This window comes from Leclercia adecarboxylata (assembly GCF_006171285.1).
Lineage (GTDB): Bacteria > Pseudomonadota > Gammaproteobacteria > Enterobacterales > Enterobacteriaceae > Enterobacter > Enterobacter barmai.
The window spans coordinates 2,763,950-2,780,765 of sequence record NZ_CP040889.1 but is presented as its reverse complement, the minus strand read 5'-3'; the positions used below and the strand labels follow the sequence as shown (position 1 = coordinate 2,780,765).

General features: G+C 56.4%; 16 protein-coding genes and 1 other annotated feature. Of the genes, 4 read left to right on the top strand and 12 right to left on the bottom strand.

Annotated features, from left to right (window positions below; genetic code table 11):
* Position 1 precedes the first annotated feature (1 nt).
* From thrA to yjjY, 4 genes are all read right to left on the bottom strand, one after another.
* The gene (gene thrA, locus FHN83_RS15090) at positions 2-2,464 is read right to left on the bottom strand and encodes a bifunctional aspartate kinase/homoserine dehydrogenase I (RefSeq protein WP_139564279.1); all 2,463 of its coding nucleotides are present in this window, start codon (positions 2,462-2,464) and stop codon (positions 2-4) included.
* Positions 2,465-2,489: 25 nt separating this feature from the next.
* Positions 2,490-2,607, bottom strand: a sequence feature (Thr leader region).
* Positions 2,546-2,614, bottom strand: coding sequence for a thr operon leader peptide (thrL, locus tag FHN83_RS15085; RefSeq protein ID WP_072036686.1), 69 nt, complete (start codon positions 2,612-2,614; stop codon positions 2,546-2,548). Its footprint overlaps the feature before it by 62 nt.
* Positions 2,615-2,826: 212 nt before the next feature.
* A complete protein-coding gene (locus FHN83_RS15080; RefSeq protein WP_039030450.1) occupies positions 2,827-3,513 on the bottom strand; it encodes a tRNA/rRNA methyltransferase in 687 nt (228 codons plus the stop codon).
* 399 nt (positions 3,514-3,912) lie between these two features.
* Positions 3,913-4,053, bottom strand: coding sequence for a protein YjjY (gene yjjY, locus FHN83_RS15075; RefSeq protein ID WP_001541509.1), 141 nt, complete (start codon positions 4,051-4,053; stop codon positions 3,913-3,915).
* Positions 4,054-4,148: 95 nt separating this feature from the next.
* Here yjjY and arcA point away from each other — a divergent pair, with 95 nt between their 5' ends.
* Positions 4,149-4,865: a two-component system response regulator ArcA gene (arcA, locus tag FHN83_RS15070; RefSeq protein ID WP_039030451.1), complete on the top strand. Its 717-nt coding sequence runs from the start codon at positions 4,149-4,151 to the stop codon at positions 4,863-4,865.
* A 44-nt stretch (positions 4,866-4,909) separates the two neighbouring features.
* Here the strand turns inward: arcA and creD are convergent, their stop codons facing one another.
* The 4 genes from creD to creA are packed head-to-tail and all read right to left on the bottom strand — an operon-like array spanning position 4,910 to position 8,916.
* Positions 4,910-6,259, bottom strand: a complete 1,350-nt coding sequence (creD, locus tag FHN83_RS15065) for a cell envelope integrity protein CreD (protein WP_139564277.1) — start codon at positions 6,257-6,259, stop codon at positions 4,910-4,912.
* 58 nt (positions 6,260-6,317) lie between these two features.
* Entirely contained in the window at positions 6,318-7,742 is a 1,425-nt protein-coding gene (gene creC, locus FHN83_RS15060) for a two-component system sensor histidine kinase CreC (RefSeq protein WP_139564275.1), read from the bottom strand.
* Positions 7,742-8,431, bottom strand: coding sequence for a two-component system response regulator CreB (gene creB / locus FHN83_RS15055; protein WP_139564274.1), 690 nt, complete (start codon positions 8,429-8,431; stop codon positions 7,742-7,744). The genes creC and creB overlap by 1 nt, the downstream gene beginning before the upstream one ends.
* 14 nt (positions 8,432-8,445) lie before the next feature.
* Entirely contained in the window at positions 8,446-8,916 is a 471-nt protein-coding gene (gene creA, locus FHN83_RS15050) for a protein CreA (RefSeq protein WP_039030455.1), read from the bottom strand.
* A gap of 212 nt (positions 8,917-9,128) precedes the next feature.
* Here creA and robA point away from each other — a divergent pair, with 212 nt between their 5' ends.
* On the top strand, positions 9,129-9,998 hold the full coding sequence (robA, locus tag FHN83_RS15045; protein WP_039030456.1) for an MDR efflux pump AcrAB transcriptional activator RobA: 870 nt from the start codon (positions 9,129-9,131) through the stop codon (positions 9,996-9,998).
* Here the strand turns inward: robA and gpmB are convergent.
* The gene (gpmB, locus tag FHN83_RS15040; RefSeq protein ID WP_139564272.1) at positions 9,995-10,642 is read right to left on the bottom strand and encodes a 2,3-diphosphoglycerate-dependent phosphoglycerate mutase GpmB; all 648 of its coding nucleotides are present in this window, start codon (positions 10,640-10,642) and stop codon (positions 9,995-9,997) included. The two genes, robA and gpmB, sit on opposite strands and share 4 nt — an antisense overlap.
* 49 nt (positions 10,643-10,691) lie before the next feature.
* Between gpmB and yjjX the strand changes: the two genes are divergently transcribed.
* Positions 10,692-11,207 (top strand): inosine/xanthosine triphosphatase, encoded by a 516-nt coding sequence (yjjX, locus tag FHN83_RS15035; protein ID WP_039030628.1) that lies wholly within the window; start codon positions 10,692-10,694, stop codon positions 11,205-11,207.
* Positions 11,208-11,268: 61 nt separating this feature from the next.
* Here yjjX and trpR read toward each other — a convergent pair whose 3' ends face one another.
* Complete coding sequence (gene trpR, locus FHN83_RS15025) at positions 11,269-11,595, bottom strand: trp operon repressor (RefSeq protein WP_039030458.1); 327 nt, start codon at positions 11,593-11,595, stop codon at positions 11,269-11,271.
* Positions 11,596-11,651: 56 nt separating this feature from the next.
* On the bottom strand, positions 11,652-13,589 hold the full coding sequence (gene sltY, locus FHN83_RS15020; protein ID WP_139564271.1) for a murein transglycosylase: 1,938 nt from the start codon (positions 13,587-13,589) through the stop codon (positions 11,652-11,654).
* A gap of 220 nt (positions 13,590-13,809) precedes the next feature.
* Here sltY and ettA point away from each other — a divergent pair, with 220 nt between their 5' ends.
* Positions 13,810-15,477 (top strand): energy-dependent translational throttle protein EttA, encoded by a 1,668-nt coding sequence (ettA, locus tag FHN83_RS15015; RefSeq protein ID WP_039030460.1) that lies wholly within the window; start codon positions 13,810-13,812, stop codon positions 15,475-15,477.
* Between the two features lie 91 nt (positions 15,478-15,568).
* On the opposite strand, the gene nadR is transcribed toward ettA, so the two are convergent.
* Entirely contained in the window at positions 15,569-16,801 is a 1,233-nt protein-coding gene (gene nadR / locus FHN83_RS15010; protein WP_039030461.1) for a multifunctional transcriptional regulator/nicotinamide-nucleotide adenylyltransferase/ribosylnicotinamide kinase NadR, read from the bottom strand.
* Positions 16,802-16,816 lie beyond the last annotated feature (15 nt).

The window sequence follows — 16,816 nt, the reverse complement described above, 5'->3', positions numbered from 1 at the left end:
GTTAAACTCCTAACTTCCATGACAGGGTACGCAGCAGATCGGCAAACACCCCCGCCGCCGTAACATCGTTCCCCGCGCCATAGCCGCGAAGGACCAACGGCAGTGGCTGATAATAGTGGCTGTAAAACGCGAGGGCGTTTTCGCCATTTTTCACTTTGAACAGCGGATCGTTACCGTCTACCGCCGCGACTTTGACCCGGCAGACGCCGTCTTCTTCGATGTTGCCAACATAGCGCAATACCTTGCCTTCATCACGGGCTTTTGCGACGCGGGACGCAAAAGCGTCATCCAGCTGCGGCAGGTTAGCCATAAAAGTCGCGACATCGCCCGAGTCGTCAAAACCTTCCGGCAGGACCGGTTCGATGACGATATCCGACAGCTCCAGCTCACGGCCCGTTTCGCGGGCGAGGATCAGCAGCTTGCGCGCCACATCCATGCCGGAGAGATCGTCACGCGGGTCGGGTTCGGTGTAACCCAGCTCACGCGCCACTTTGGTCGCTTCCGACAGGCTCATGCCCTCGTCCAGCTTGCCAAAGATAAAGGAGAGCGAGCCCGACAGGATGCCGGAAAAACGCTGGAGTTCATCACCGGCATTGAGCAGGTTTTGCAGGTTTTCGATAACCGGCAGCCCGGCACCAACGTTGGTGTCATACAGGAACTTACGCCGTGATTTCGCCGCCGCATGGCGCATCTGATGGTAGTAATCCATCGACGAGGTGTTGGCCTTTTTGTTTGGCGTCACCACGTGGAAACCTTCGCGCAGGAAGTCGGCATACTGATCGGCCACCGCCTGATGGGAGGTACAGTCGACAATCACCGGGTTCAGCAGATGGTACTCTTTCACAAGGTGGATCAGGCGGCCAAGATTAAACGGCTCTTTCGCTTCCGCCAGCTCTGCCTGCCAGTTCTCCAGATTTAGCCCGTGGACATTGGTCAGCAGGGCTCTGGAGTTGGCAATACCGCAGACGCGCAGGTCGATATGCTTTTTCTTGAGCCACTCCTGCTGGCGCTTAAGCTGCTCCAGTAACGCTCCACCGACGCCGCCGACGCCAATCAGGAATACCTCGATGACCTGATCGGTGTTGAACAGCATCTGGTGCGTCACGCGCACGCCGGTAGTGGCATCGTCATTATTCACCACCACGGAGATAGAACGCTCCGAGGAGCCCTGGGCAATGGCGACAATATTGATGTTCGCCCGCGCCAGCGCGGCAAAGAACTTCGCAGAGATGCCGCGCAGGGTGCGCATGCCGTCACCCACCACGGAGATGATCGCCAGATGCTCCTGAATTGCCATCGGCTCCAGAAGTTCTTCTTTCAGCTCCAGATAGAACTCTTCTTCCAGCGCGCGGCGGGCACGCAGGCAGTCCACCTGTGGGACGCAGAAGCTGATGCTGTATTCAGACGAGGACTGGGTGATGAGCACCACCGAGATACCGTTGCGCGACATAGCCGCAAACACGCGCGCCGCCATGCCGACCATGCCTTTCATGCCCGGCCCGGAGACGTTGAACATCGCCATGTTATTGAGGTTGGAGATGCCTTTCACCGGCAGCCCATCTTCATTGCTGCTGGCGCCAATCAGCGTACCTGGCGCCTGCGGATTGCCGGTATTTTTAATCAGGCAAGGGATCTGGAACTGGGCGATAGGGGCGATGGTACGAGGGTGAAGCACTTTGGCGCCGAAGTAGGAGAGCTCCATCGCTTCCTGATAAGACATCGACTTCAGCAGGCGGGCATCGGGCACCTGGCGCGGGTCGCAGGTATAGACGCCGTCGACGTCGGTCCAGATTTCACAGCAGTCGGCGCGCAGACAGGCGGCCAGCACGGCGGCGGAGTAGTCAGAGCCGTTACGGCCCAGCACCACCAGCTCCCCTTTCTCATTCCCGGCGGTGAAGCCCGCCATCAGGATCATATGGTCGGCAGGGATTTTGCCTGCCGCAATGCGGCGGGTAGATTCGGCGATATCTACGGTGGATTCGAGGTAATGACCAACAGCGAGCAGTTTTTCGACGGGATCGATCACCGTGACGTTATGGCCGCGCGCTTCCAGCAGGCCCGCCATGATGGCGATAGAGAGTTTTTCACCGCGGCAGATCAGCGCCGCGTTAATGCTGTCCGGGCACTGCCCCAACAGGCTGATACCATGCAGAACGTGTTTGATCTGGGCGAATTCTTGCTCAACAAAGGCCTTGAGCTGGGCGTGAGGAAAACCAGGTTGTGCATCTGCCAGGCCCTGCAACAGGCTGGCAAAAATCTGCTCAGCGTCGCTGATGTTCACCAGCGCATCCTGACCCCCGATGGTTTTCTCAATCATCGCCACCAGGTGATTGGTAATTTTAGCCGGGGCAGAGAGTACCGTCGCCACCTGCCCCTGCCTGGCATTACTCTCCAGGATATCGGCAACACGCAGAAATCGTTCTGCATTTGCCACTGATGTACCGCCGAACTTCAACACTCGCATGGTTGTTACCTCGTAATCTTTGGTCGAAAAAAAAGCCCGCACTGTTCAGGTGCGGGCTTTTTTCTGTGTTTCCTGTACGCGTCAGCCCGCACCGTTACCTGTGGTAATGGTGATGGTTGTGGTAATGGTGGTGATGCTGATGCGTTTCATGGATGTTGTGTACTCTGTAATTTTTATCTGTCTGTGCTGTCTGACTCTATTGGTTAAAGCAAACCTGCCGGTAAGTCAACGAATTTCTAATTTGATCACATTTTCCGGCCCTTTCACGTCTCTCTGCCTGAGTTTTTATTTCCGTCCAGATCAGACCGCGTACAGCTCACTTTTTGGAGCATTCAACCATAACGAAAAACTATGACAGCGTTTTACTCTGCCAGTTTTTTTTCGATATCGTGCAGTAATCTGTGCAACATTGCCGTGTCTCGCTGTCCTAACAGACCCAACCGCTGCTGTAACCACTCCGCCATTTTTTGGTCGTCGGCGACATTCAGCGACGTCAACAGACGTTCAGTGCGCGAACGCAAGGCAGAAAGTTGGTTTTCATCCACCTCAGCCGGAGGCGAAGCAGGGTTTTGCATCAAGGATGCTAATTGATAGCAGTAGACCATCACGGCCTGACCCAAATTCAGCGACGGATAATCTGCCACCATCGGCACGCCGGTCAGCACGTCCGCAAGTTCCAGTTCCTCGTTCGTCAGGCCGGAATCTTCGCGGCCAAAAACCAGCGCCATTTTGGGCAGCCACTGACTTTTTTCTGCCAGTAAAGGCACCAGCTCAGCGGGCGTGGCGTAGTAATGGAACTTTGAGCGACCGCGGGCGGTCGTCGCTACGGTAAAAGAAATATCGTGCAGCGCGTCGGCAAGCGTTTCGTAAGTGGTTAAATTATCGAGGATATCTCCCGATCCATGCGCGACACGACGCGCCGCAGGCTCAGCGTGCGCTTCACTGGCGACAATACGTAAATCGGTAAACCCCATGGTCTTCATGGCCCGTGCGGCGGCGCCGATATTCTCTGCTCTTGCTGGGGAAACCAGTACGATAGACAAATGCATTTACGCTCTCTTTTTAGGCAGTTAGCCGATAAAAATGTGATGGGCATCATCATATTACGCATCACGAATTTACAAATTTGCAACAGAAATCACCGAAATAGCGTTTCACTACAAATTAAAAACACTAAACTATTTCATGAATGAACTTTACGCGATAATGTTAAAGAACAACGCTTATCCTTATGTTTAATAATGATAATAGTTTCTCAGGCTCAATGTTGACATTGGATTCACCTTGTTTATTAATAAACAACTGCAACTAGTTGGTTTATTGAAAATTTGTGACAAAGGCTAGCAATCCGCTACGATGATTTCATCAAACTGTTAACGTGCTACAATTGAACTTGATATATGTCAACGAAGCGTAGTTTTATTGGGTGTCCGGTGTCACTTAGCCTGTTATGTTGCTGTTAAAATGGTTAGGATGACAGCCGTTTTTGACACTGTCGGGTCCAGAGGGAAAGTACCCACGACCAAGCTAATGATGTTGTTGACGTTGATGGAAAGTGCATCAAGAACGCAATTACGTACTTTAGTCACGTTACGCCGGTCATGTTAATTTGTGGCATGTATCAGGCAGGTCAGGGACTTTTGTACTTCCTGTTTCGATTTAGTTGGCAATTTAGGTAGCAAACATGCAGACCCCGCACATTCTTATCGTTGAAGACGAGTTGGTAACACGCAACACGTTAAAGAGCATTTTCGAAGCAGAAGGCTACGATGTCTTTGAAGCGACCGATGGCGCAGAGATGCATCAGATCCTTTCTGAAAATGATATCAACCTGGTTATCATGGACATTAACCTGCCGGGTAAAAACGGCCTTCTGCTGGCGCGTGAACTGCGTGAGCAGGCGAACGTTGCGTTAATGTTCCTGACCGGCCGCGACAACGAAGTTGATAAAATTCTTGGCCTGGAAATCGGCGCGGATGACTACATCACCAAACCGTTTAACCCACGCGAGTTAACCATTCGTGCACGCAACCTGCTGTCCCGCACCATGAACCTGGGCACGGTCAGCGAAGAGCGTCGTAGCGTAGAGAGCTACAAATTCAACGGCTGGGAACTTGATATCAATAGCCGTTCTCTGGTGAGCCCACAGGGCGACCAGTACAAGCTGCCGCGCAGTGAATTCCGCGCCATGCTGCACTTCTGCGAAAACCCGGGCAAGATCCAGTCCCGTGCAGAACTGCTGAAAAAAATGACCGGCCGTGAGCTGAAGCCGCACGACCGTACCGTCGATGTAACTATCCGCCGTATTCGTAAACACTTCGAATCCACGCCGGATACCCCAGAAATCATCGCCACCATTCATGGTGAAGGCTATCGTTTCTGCGGCGACCTGCAGGAGTAATCCCGCTCGCAAGCCATAAAAAACGGCGCTTTCGCGCCGTTTTTTTATTTCCATATCCGCATCGCATCTTTATCCGGTGACGCCGGTGGCTCCGTGCGTTTCGGCTGGGAGAGCGAGTACCAGTCAAAGTGCCGCGTAAGGTACATCACCGCAAACAGCGCCAGTGCCAGTACGGCTGAACCCAGCAGCAACGCGCTGTCTTCCGAACGCAGCAGGAACCACATCACCACGTCCAGCCCCAGCAGCGCCAGCACAAACAGGCCGCTGCGTTTCCAGCTTTTCAGCACCGCCTGCAGGTAGACACCGTTCATTAATGCTCCCACCAGGCTGGCGATAATCCACGCCGGGGTGAATCCCACATGCTCAGATAACGCCAGCAGCACCAGGTAGAACAGCACCAGCGCCAGCCCCACCAGCAGATACTGCATCGGGTGCAGCCGCAGCCCGGTTAAGGTTTCGAAGACGAAGAAGGCCATAAAGGTCAACGCAATCAGTAAAATGGCGTACTTAATCGCCCGGTCGGTCAGCTGATACTGGTCGGCAGGGGTCGCAACCGTGACGCTGAACGCCGGGATCGCGCTCCATTCTGGAACCTCATTGTCGTTGAACCAGCCCGCCAGATTGTTCGCAAACCAGCTGCTCTTCCAGTTCGCCTGGAAACCGGACGCGCTAATCTCATGCTTAACCGGCAGGTAATTGCCCATAAAGCCCGGGTGCGGCCAGTTGCTGGTAAGGGTCATCTCGCTGTTACGTCCCACCGGAACCACCGCAAAGCTGCCGGTGCCGGCCAGATTCAGCGACATCTCCAGTGAGAGGGTTTTAGACTCCAGCGCCTTGTCGGTCAGCGGAATATGAATGCCGGATAACGCCCCATACACGCCAGCGCCGGGCTCGATGTTAAGCGTCTCACCATTGATTTTTGAGATGCTCACTGCGCCAATCCCGCGCGCGTCACCCACGCCGACCACGATAAACGGCTTGCCGAGCGTCATCGTCTCACCCTCAAGCTCCGCCAGTTTTTCCGTGGTGAACTGCGCCTTAATGTTGAGATCGCTATTCCAGATTTGCCCGTCATAAATGCCGATGCTTCGCGTCTGCACGTGCTGCTTGCCGTTGACAAGCAGCGTCTCCGGCAGAATGAAGTGCATATAACGCTTCTTGTACTCCACCTTTTTCGCGTCCTCCTGCTTGTAATAGACCTCCGTCACCGGAATGGCGATCAGCGGGCCGACCAGCTGCTGCGGGCCGCTGGTGCTTTGACGCAGGGTATTTTCGACCTCGTCGCGGTAGCTCTCGCGCTCCGAAATCAGGTTGCCCACCATCATCAGCGGGACGAGTAACAGCAGGATGCACCCCAACAGGGTAGTGACTTTCCAGAACAGGGGGGATTTCATATCAGGTCTCCTTTGTGATGGGGAGAGCCTAACAACGCTATGTGGGGCCAGTTTGAAGTTATGTGAAGGGACGGTGAAGTGTCAGCGTGGCGATCACGCCGCCGTCAGTACGGTTTTGCAGATCGATACTCCCCTGATGCAGACGCGTCACCTCCTGCACAAACGCCAACCCCAGCCCGCTGCTTTTCAGCCCGTTCTGGCGCGGGAGCGAATAGAAGCGTTCAAAAATTCGCGGCCGGGCGTAATCCGGTATCCCACTTCCGGTATCGGTCACGGCGATCTCAACCTGCCTGTGAGACTGATTGGCCGCAAGCTGGATCGTTCCACCCTGCGGCGTGAAGTCGATAGCGTTATCCAGTAAATTGCCCAGCGCCTGCTCAAGGAGATCGGCATCCCCCTCCACGCAGCACCCGCTCTTATGCCAGTTCAGGGCGATCTGTGCGGAGGCCAGCGTCGCCGCGCGCGCATCGGCAAGTCGCGAGAACAGCTCGTCAATGCTGACGCTGACCGGAACAATCTCGACCCGATTTTCCAGCCGCGCCTGGGCGAGAAGTTTTTCCACCAGCGACTGCATGCGGGCGTTTTGCACCAGAATGTTATCGATAAACCGCCCCGCCACCTGCGGCGGGGGCTGCTCTGCCAGGATCTCCGCCGCCCCGCGAATGGCGGCCAGCGGGCTTTTCAGCTCGTGGGTGAGCGCGTGCACATAGTGTTCGATGTAATTTTTCCCCTCCAGGCGAACGCGCATATTCTCTAATGCCTGCGCCAGCTTGCGCAGTTCACTGCTGCCCGGATCGGGCAACGGCAGAGGGGTATCCGTGGTCACCGAGTCGGCATAGCGCGACAGGGTGTTAATCGAGCGGTTGATCCACCAGGCCACCGCCAGACCAATGAGCAACGCCAGGCCCAGTAACGCCCCGCCGGCCCACAGGATCCGCCGCTCGCTGCGCTGGATCACCGGCGCCATCGCGCTGTTGGGTTTTCCGACCGACAGCACGCCGATGATCTTGCCCTGATCCACCACCGGCGCGGCAACGTACATCACCGTGCTCTCAGGATCCTGCGGATTGCCCGGAGTGCTGCGGGCGCCGTACTCCCCGCGCAGGGTCAGCCAGACGTCGTTCCAGCGTGAGTAATCCTCGCCCACCGCACGTCCGGCGGAGTCAAATACCACCCTGCCGCGGGCATCGGTCATGTAGACGTGATACTCGTTACGCACTTTGTGGATGCCGCCAATATTGGCGCGAAACGGACGCTGATGGAGGCGGGAAAAGGCCTGGGCCAGCTTGCCTTCCTGCGGGTTGTCCGAGAGCAAGTCGTCTCGCCCCACCTCCGCCAGCAGCGTCGCGGTGTCAATCAGCGTCCCTTCGGTGGCCCTGCGCACGCCGGGCTTCACCTCCTGAACAAAGATCGACAGCACAAACCACGCGGCGATGGCCACGATCAGGAAGTAGCCCAGCAACAGCCGCATGCCGATGCGCATTAATACAGTCCCAGACTATAGCCCATGCCGCGATGGGTACTGATGGGGGAGAGCCGATCGTTTACCGCCCGAAGCTTGGCGCGCAGAGTTTTGATATGGGTGTCGACGGTGCGATCGAAACTGTCGCCCTCTTCCCCCCACACTTTATCCATCAGCTGCTGGCGAGAAAAGACGCGGCCCGGCGCGTTCAGCAGCGTTTTGAGCAGCAGAAACTCGTAGCGCGTCAGGGGTAAGGGCTCACCAAACCAGCTGATCCTGGCGGCAGATTCGTTCAGCTCAAACTGGCCGATACGAACGATCTCTGAAGGCGCGGCGGATTTTTGCATGCGCCGTAAAATGGTCCGCACCCGGGCGCATACCTCCCGGGGGGAAAAGGGTTTGGCGACGTAATCATCCGCGCCGATCTCCAGCCCGAGTAGCTTATCCACCTCATCGCTGCGGGCCGTCAGGAACAGCACCGGCAGCGAGGGATGCAGGGTCAGAAGCTGACGGCACAGTTCAAACCCGCTGATATCCGGCAGCCCCACGTCCAGGATGGCGATCGCCGGGATCTGTCGGCGCGCCTCCTCCAGCACCGGCAGGCCACGCTCAAAGGCCGTCACCGCAAACCCCTCCTGCTGGAGCATATAGATCAGCGTATCGGCAATGCTGATTTCATCTTCAACCAGCCAGACCACAGGTTGCTGCATGCTGTATCCCTGAATTAATGCCACGGCATAATTGGCACCGCGCTCAGCGCGTTTTTCGGCGAACCTTCGACGACTTTATCCGAGTAGGCCAGGTAAGCCAGGGTGTTACGTTTCGCATCATAGAAACGCACTACCTGCAGTTTTTTGAACACCAGCGAGGTGCGTTTCTGGAACACAACGTCACCCTGGGATTTACCGTTTTTGATCTTCTCGCTCAGCTCGACTGGCCCCACCTGCTGGCAGGAGATGGCGGCATCAGAGGTGTCTTCCGCCAGCCCAAGGCCCCCTTTTATCCCGCCGGTTTTTGCCCGGCTGATATAGCAGGTCACGTTCTTCACATCGGGATCGTCAAAGGCTTCAACGACAATTTTGTGGTCCGGCCCGAAAACCTTGAACACGGTATCAACAGAGCCAATTTCCTCTGCCTGCGCGGCCTGACCGGTTAATACCAGCAGCGCCGTGACGATCAATGTCTTGTATTTCATATTGTTACCATATTTGAAAATTGAACTGCGTAATTATTCAACAATCATATAAAAAAAGCAGCAAGATCACAGCATTAGAAAATATCCTTCCGGATCATCAGGAAAATCGCATTTAAGCGCAAAAAAAACACTGAATGCTAAAACATCAAAAAATGCTATTATCCGCTAACCTGTTAGCAGGGTACCTGCTGTTTTAAGGATGAGGATAGTATATGGATCAGGCTGGAATTATTCGCGATCTTCTTACCTGGCTGGAAGGCCATCTGGATCAGCCTTTGTCACTCGATAATGTAGCGGCAAAAGCGGGATATTCTAAGTGGCATTTACAGCGGATGTTTAAGGATGTCACCGGTCACGCCATTGGCGCCTATATCCGCGCCCGTCGTCTTTCCAAATCCGCCGTGGCGCTTCGCCTGACTGCGCGTCCCATTCTGGATATCGCCCTGCAGTACCGTTTTGATTCACAGCAGACCTTCACCCGCGCGTTCAAAAAACAGTTCTCGCTGACGCCTGCGCTCTATCGCCGCTCGCCGGACTGGAGCTCGTTCGGCATGCGTCCGCCGCTGCGCCTCGGCGAGTTCACCATGCCGCAGCATGAGTTCATCACTCTCCCAGAGACCCACCTGATCGGCACCACGCAGAGCTACTCCTGCTCGCTGGAGCAGATCTCCGAATTCCGTCATCAGATGCGCGTCCAGTTCTGGCGCGAGTTCCTCAGTCACGCGCCGGCCATCCCGCCGCTGCTGTATGGCCTGAACGAGACGCGTCCAAGTCTGGAAAAAGACGACGAGCAGGAGGTCTTCTACACCACCGCGTTAACGCCGGAAATGGCCAATGGCTATATTCAGGGGTCGAAACCGGTTGTGCTGGAAGGCGGTGAATACGTGATGTTCACCTACGAAGGGCTGGGGACCGGCGTGCAGGACTTTATCCTGACGGTCTACGGCACCTGCATGCCGATGCTGAACCTGAACCGCAGAAAGGGGCAGGATATTGAACGTTACTATCCTGCCACTGAGTTGAAACCGGAAGAAGGTCCTATCGAACTGCGTTGCGAATACCTGATTCCTGTCCGCCGTTAACGCTGCAGCTCATCTAGCGCAGGGGCATCGAGATGCGAGATATCCCCTGCCATCTCCACAATCCAGCCTGAAGCCAGCCACGGACTCTGCTGATAGTCGATGCGGGAAAGCGAGCAGTTGCGCAGACGCAGGCGGCGTTCAGCCCATGCCGGAAGCCCGAGAATGGTGCTGACCAGACAGCCCAACGCCATCCCGTGACTGACCAGCAGCGGTCGGCTCCCCTGCGGCAGATCCAGGCAGGCCGCCAGCGCCGCGTGCATACGCTCGCTCAGCTCCAGCATCGATTCGCCTTGCGGGATACGGCCATCTTCGCTGCCGTTGACCAGCGTACGACGCCAGCCCTCTTCTTCTTCGGTCAGGGTATCGATAAGACGCTGTTCCAGCACCCCCATATCCAGCTCGCGCAGGCGGGCATCCACAGTGACATCGCAGCCGCAGGCCTGCGCGATGATCTCCGCTGTGCGTCGCGTGCGGCCTAAATCGCTGGCGATGATGTGGGTGATGCCCAGTGTTTTGGCACGTTCGCCAACCTGCCAGGCCTGTTGCTCGCCCTTGGCAGTGAGTGGACTGTCTGACTGGCCTTGAATACGTCGCTCGGCGTTCCACTGCGTTTCACCGTGGCGAACAAGGTATACCTGTAACATGCTTTTTTTCCGTTATACTGCGATGATATTTTTAGAGTTAGGCTTAATTATGCACCAGGTTGTCTCAGCTACCACTAATCCTGCCAAAATTCAGGCAATTCTAAGGGCATTTGCCGAGATCTTCGGCGAAGGATCCTGCCATATCGAATCCGTCAACGTCGAGAGCGGCGTCCCGGAACAGCCAATCGGCAGCGAAGAAACCCGCGCTGGCGCACGGAATCGCGTGGCAAACGCCAGGCAGGCATATCCGCAAGCGGACTTTTGGGTCGCCATTGAAGCCGGGATCGACGAAGGCAGCACCTTCAGTTGGGTGGTGATCGAAAGCGCACATCAGCGCGGTGAAGCACGTTCCGCCACCCTGCCGTTACCGGCGATCATTCTGGATAAAGTACGCGAAGGGGAAGCCCTTGGGCCGGTGATGTCGAAATACACCGGCATCGATGAGATCGGACGTAAAGAGGGGGCGATTGGGGTGTTTACCGCCGGCGCGCTCACGCGTTCAAGCGTTTACCACCAGGCGGTGATCCTGGCGTTAAGCCCGTTTCATAACGCGATTTACCGTTAATTGCCTGATGGCGGCTTCGCCTTATCCGGCCTGGGGCGTAGGCCTGATAAGCGCAGCGCCATCAGGCGTTTTTCAGCAGCACATTCTCAAGCCACTGGCGTAATTCTACCGGCGCGGACTTCAGGCTGTTTGAGCCGCGGGTGATGGTCGCGATCCCCGCCCCCAGCTCGCTTTTCAGCTCGCGCTGGCTCATTTCACCGCGCAGCAACTCCTCAATGATGCGCACACGGGTACCCAGCGCCTCGCGCTCGTCGGGGGTGAGCATCAGCTGCAGCAGCGGCAGATGCAGATCCTGTTCATATGACTGGCGAAGCAGCTCCACAAAACGAAGCCACTCCTGATGACGCTGCTCGGCCATCGCCGATGAGTAAGGTGAATTCTGGGTCATGTTATGCCGCCTTTCGTACTCTTAAACGAGTACAAGCATAACATAACCCTCACCGATCAGTAACGTCGCTGCCACTCACTGTCGCTCATCAGGGTATCTTTCTGCCCCATGAAGTAGCGATAGTAAGCATCATACGCCAGCACGTTCTTCACATAGCCGCGGGTTTCCGAGAACGGAATGCTCTCAACAAACGCCACCGCGTCGATGCGTCCAGCGCTGTTGCCAAGCCAGGTGCGCACGCGTCCCGGCCCGGCGTTATAGGCCGCCGAGGCGAAGATGCGGTTGTCGCCGAACTGGTCGTAAACGCTCTGCAGATAGGTGGTGCCGATGTTGATATTGGTTTCTGGATCCAGCAGCTGCGACGGACTGGAGTAGCCCGGAATACCAAACTTCTTCACCGTGTGGGCAGCCGTAGCGGGCATTACCTGCATCAGACCGCTGGCCCCGACCGGCGAGCGCACTTTCGGGTTCCAGGCGCTCTCCTGACGGGCAATCGCCATCGCATAGCTCTGGGGAATGTCTTTCCCGCTGGTGTAACGATCGAACAGATCTTTATAGGCCAGCGGGAAACGCTCCTCGAGATGATCCCAAAGCTTGCCGGCGATCGTCGCCTGCACGCTGAGATCCCACCAGTGATTATCGAAGGCATAGCGCGCAAGCTGGGCTTTTTCATCTACGGTACGGCTGGTGACCAGGTTCGCCCATTCGCTGCGGGCGGTGTTATCCAGATTCCAGTACATCAGCTCGCGCACCCGCGCCATCTCCGGCCCTTGCACCAGCGCGGCGTTGACGCCGGACGGCGCTTTATCAATCTTAAGGGTGTACTCTTCGCCAAGCCGCTGGGCCGCCACCATCGGATAGAAACCGCGCTGCTGCATCAGGCTGCGCAGGATCGATTTTGCCTCCTCATTACGCCCCCGCTCCAGCAGCAGATCCGCCTGCCAGTAGCGCCATTCATCCTTCTCTTTTGCTTCCATCGGCAGACGCGCCAGCCAGGTGTTCAGGCCGCGGCGATCGCCGTTCCCCAATGCCATGCGCACACGACGCTCCACCAGCGAGGTGGAGTTTGAACGCATGATGGCGTCATCACGCCAGCGTGCCTGCTCGTCGGTGAGGTCATTGCCCATCAGTCGCCACGCCACGATATCGCGCAGCTCCTGGGTTTGATCCTCATTAAGCTGCTGCGCCTGAGCGAGGGTTGGGATCATCAGCCGGGCGTTTTCCACGTCATCCCGCGCCACGCTGGTGAAGGCCACCGCCGCCATCTGACGGGTAAAATCGGTCGCGCCGGTGTTGCGGGCGAAGTCCATCACCGTTTTCGGATCGTTCGCCAGCTGGATCAGGGCGCTGGAGATGGTCTGATAATCCGACGGCATCTGCCCGGCAAGGGTGGTGACCAGACGGGTATTACCCGCTTTCATCGCCAGACGAATACGCTCCAGATACGCCAGAGGATCCTGTTTGCCGGAAGCGCGCCAGGCGCCAAACAGCGAGTCGCAGGCGTTAGGCTGGCTTTTACCGGTGAGCCACAGCTCTTTGGCGCCGTTCCATGCCTCATCCTGCTGGCCCGTCGCCCATTTCGCGTAATAGTAGTTACACTGCGCTTCGGTGGTACCCGGTTTATCCGGGCTAAAGGCCAGCAGGCCGCGCCAGTCTTCACGTCGCGCCAGCTCGTTCACAAAGCGCGACTGCAGGGTGCGCGCCGGGGGCAGCGTCGGGTTGGCCTGAATAAAGTTTTTGACGGTGATCGTCGGCTGGTTCATCAGATCGTCGGTAAGCTGACGGTATTCCAGATAGGGATAGAGCGGATACGCTTTCAGCGTCGGCATCAGGGCCTGCACTGTCTCCATCTGTCGCTGATCCCATGCCTGTTTGATCTGTGCATAGCGGTTACGTTGTTCATCCAGTGAATCGGCTCGCGCTGCGCTGCTGATTGTCAGCACGCAGACGCTGGCAGCCAACAGTCGCCAGCCCACTTGTTTGGCTTTTACCACACGCTCATCCTCTGTTAATCGTCATTAAATGCAGCATCGTGCCGCGCAAAAGCGTAATTAACTTATGCTAACCAGGCATCCCCCAACGCGCCACGTTACCGACACATTTTTACCTTTCTTGCGCGTTTTAACACTCCAGACGTCGATGGCTGGGATTAGGCGGGGAAAAAGGCTACACTTCGCCACTATTCTCATCACGATAAAAGAGGCGAAGTCCAACGTGGCTCAATTCGTTTATACCATGCATCGTGTCGGCAAAGTGGTACCGCCGAAACGTCATATTCTTAAAAATATCTCGCTGAGCTTCTTCCCGGGCGCAAAAATTGGTGTGCTGGGTCTCAACGGTGCCGGTAAGTCCACCTTGCTGCGCATCATGGCGGGCATCGATACAGACATCGAAGGTGAAGCCCGCCCGCAGCCTGGCCTCAAAATCGGTTACCTGCCACAGGAACCGAAGCTGAACCCGGAACACACCGTTCGCGAATCCGTTGAAGAAGCCGTTTCCGAAGTGGTTAACGCGCTGAAGGGTCTGGACGAAGTGTACGCGAAGTACGCCGAGCCGGATGCGGACTTCGACAAGCTCGCTGCCCAGCAGGGTAAATATGAAGAGATCATCCAGGCACACGACGGTCACAACCTGAACGTGCAGCTGGAGCGTGCGGCCGATGCCCTGCGCCTGCCAGACTGGGATGCAAAAATTGAAAAGCTGTCCGGTGGTGAACGCCGCCGCGTCGCGCTGTGCCGTCTGCTGCTGGAAAAGCCAGACATGCTGCTGCTCGACGAACCAACGAACCACCTGGATGCGGAATCCGTAGCCTGGCTGGAACGCTTCCTGCACGACTTCGAAGGGACCGTTGTGGCGATCACCCACGACCGTTACTTCCTCGATAACGTTGCCGGTTGGATCCTGGAGCTGGACCGCGGTGAAGGTATTCCGTGGGAAGGTAACTACTCCTCCTGGCTGGAGCAGAAAGATCAGCGTCTGGCGCAGGAAGCTTCTCAGGAAGCGGCGCGTCGTAAGTCGATTGAGAAAGAGCTGGAGTGGGTTCGTCAGGGCACTAAAGGCCGTCAGTCTAAGGGCAAAGCCCGTCTGGCACGCTTTGAAGAGCTGAACAACACCGAATACCAGAAACGTAACGAAACCAACGAACTGTTTATTCCGCCTGGAGCACGTCTGGGGGATAAAGTCGTTGAGGTCAGCAACCTGCGTAAATCCTACGGCGACCGCGTTCTGATCGACGATCTGAGCTTCTCGGTACCGAAAGGCGCTATCGTTGGGATCATCGGTCCGAACGGCGCGGGTAAATCGACCCTGTTCCGCATGATGTCCGGTCAGGAACAGCCTGACAGCGGCACTATCACCCTCGGCGAAACCGTGAAGCTGGCATCCGTTGACCAGTTCCGTGACGCAATGGATAACAGCAAAACCGTCTGGGAAGAAGTTTCCGGCGGCCTGGATATCATGCGTATCGGCAACACTGAAATGCCAAGCCGTGCCTATGTAGGCCGCTTCAACTTCAAAGGTGTTGATCAGGGTAAACGCGTGGGCGAGCTGTCCGGCGGTGAGCGTGGTCGTCTGCATCTGGCGAAACTGCTGCAGGTTGGCGGTAACGTCCTGCTGCTCGATGAACCGACCAACGACCTGGACATCGAAACCCTGCGCGCGCTGGAAAACGCCATGCTGGAGTTCCCGGGCTGCGCAATGGTTATCTCCCACGACCGTTGGTTCCTCGACCGTATCGCTACCCACATTCTGGATTACCAGGATGAAGGTAAAGTGGAGTTCTTCGAAGGTAACTTCACCGAGTACGAAGAGTACAAGAAACGCACCCTGGGCGCCGACGCCCTGGAGCCGAAGCGTATCAAGTACAAGCGTATTTCGAAATAAACGCAAAAAGGCAACCTCGGTTGCCTTTTTTAGTGTTTGTGCCCTCTCCCTGTGGGAGAGGGCCAGGGTGAGGGCATCAGGCCGCACAAACCTACCCCTTCTCCCCCATCATCTCTTTCACCAGCTCCACGCAGCGCAGGAAGCGGTTGTCATAGTCCGCCTCTTCCACGTGCACAAAGTCGATATTGTTCGCGTCGAGCATCTCTACCAGCATGGTCTGGAACTCTTTTCTGTCCACCGAACTGCCGAGGCTGCGCATCCCGTCCGCCACCCAGGGGGTGTTGTTCTCCAGCAGGATCACCAGGTCGAAGCGGTACTCATCGATCAGCGCCTGCACAAACGGATGCTCGCGCCCTTCGTATTTTTTGCAGAACGCCTGGGTGGTGACGAAATCGGTATCGACAAACGCTACTTTATTGGCGTATTTCACCGCGAAATCAATGTACTGGGCGTGCCCCAGCGCAATCTTGTCGTAGTCGGAATACTGCAGCGCCATCTCATCGCCGCCAAGATGCGAGAAGACATAATCCCGGCCATACTCCCAGGCGCTGGTGGTATTGAAGATGTTGGCCAGCTTGTTGACCAGGGTCGATTTACCGCTGGACTCGCCGCCGAGGATCGCCACCGTGCGCACAAAGAACGGCTTCACTTCCGTCGGGATGTACTCCCAGTAGCGGAACGGGTTCTCACGGATCTGCGCCCCGCTGATGTTCATAAAGGTGCGTTTAGGGTCGATCAGCACCGTTTCCGTGCCCAGATGTTCGGGATATTGCGAGGCGTCAGACTCTTCAGAGGTGTAGATAAAGTTAGGCTGGATGCCCTTCTCTTCCATAAAGGCTTTGATGCCGTTGCTCCACACGTCCCAGCCGTGCGGATACGGCTCCATGCCCTCTTCGTTAAAGGCATGAATGCGGATATTTTTCTGGTACTTAAAGGTCTGCAACAGCCAGCGCAGGCGGTCGGGGACGGTGGGCTGCTGGGACATGGCGCTCGCTTCGAACAGCTCCCGATCGCGCTTCTCATCATAGCCCATGATGATATGCAGCTCGTCCACCTGGCTACAGGCGCGCTGGATCAGATAGATATGCCCGGTATGCAGCGGATAAAACTTGCCGAACACCACGCCGATGTTCTTCTGCATCCGCGGAAACTCAAGCCCCAGAAAGCGGTGCAGCGCTTCCAGCTTCTGCGCGCTGGGGCTTTTGATTTTGGCATTCAGCAGCTGGCTTAAATAGCCCTTGGTCATACCGCTGGCTTCCGCCACCTGCTGCAGGGTGCAGCCTTTCTGGCGGATTGCGGTCTTGATATAGTCAAATGACGACATAAATTACGGTGCCTC

What these genes read in the sequence shown, in the direction of transcription:
- thrA (WP_139564279.1), bottom strand. Translation starts at nt 2,464, where the DNA reads ATGCGAGTGTTGAAGTTCGGCGGTACATCAGTGGCAAATGCAGAACGA.
- FHN83_RS15080 (WP_039030450.1), bottom strand. Translation starts at nt 3,513, where the DNA reads ATGCATTTGTCTATCGTACTGGTTTCCCCAGCAAGAGCAGAGAATATC.
- arcA (WP_039030451.1), top strand. Translation starts at nt 4,149, where the DNA reads ATGCAGACCCCGCACATTCTTATCGTTGAAGACGAGTTGGTAACACGC.
- creD (WP_139564277.1), bottom strand. Translation starts at nt 6,259, where the DNA reads ATGAAATCCCCCCTGTTCTGGAAAGTCACTACCCTGTTGGGGTGCATC.
- creC (WP_139564275.1), bottom strand. Translation starts at nt 7,742, where the DNA reads ATGCGCATCGGCATGCGGCTGTTGCTGGGCTACTTCCTGATCGTGGCC.
- creB (WP_139564274.1), bottom strand. Translation starts at nt 8,431, where the DNA reads ATGCAGCAACCTGTGGTCTGGCTGGTTGAAGATGAAATCAGCATTGCC.
- creA (WP_039030455.1), bottom strand. Translation starts at nt 8,916, where the DNA reads ATGAAATACAAGACATTGATCGTCACGGCGCTGCTGGTATTAACCGGT.
- robA (WP_039030456.1), top strand. Translation starts at nt 9,129, where the DNA reads ATGGATCAGGCTGGAATTATTCGCGATCTTCTTACCTGGCTGGAAGGC.
- gpmB (WP_139564272.1), bottom strand. Translation starts at nt 10,642, where the DNA reads ATGTTACAGGTATACCTTGTTCGCCACGGTGAAACGCAGTGGAACGCC.
- yjjX (WP_039030628.1), top strand. Translation starts at nt 10,692, where the DNA reads ATGCACCAGGTTGTCTCAGCTACCACTAATCCTGCCAAAATTCAGGCA.
- trpR (WP_039030458.1), bottom strand. Translation starts at nt 11,595, where the DNA reads ATGACCCAGAATTCACCTTACTCATCGGCGATGGCCGAGCAGCGTCAT.
- nadR (WP_039030461.1), bottom strand. Translation starts at nt 16,801, where the DNA reads ATGTCGTCATTTGACTATATCAAGACCGCAATCCGCCAGAAAGGCTGC.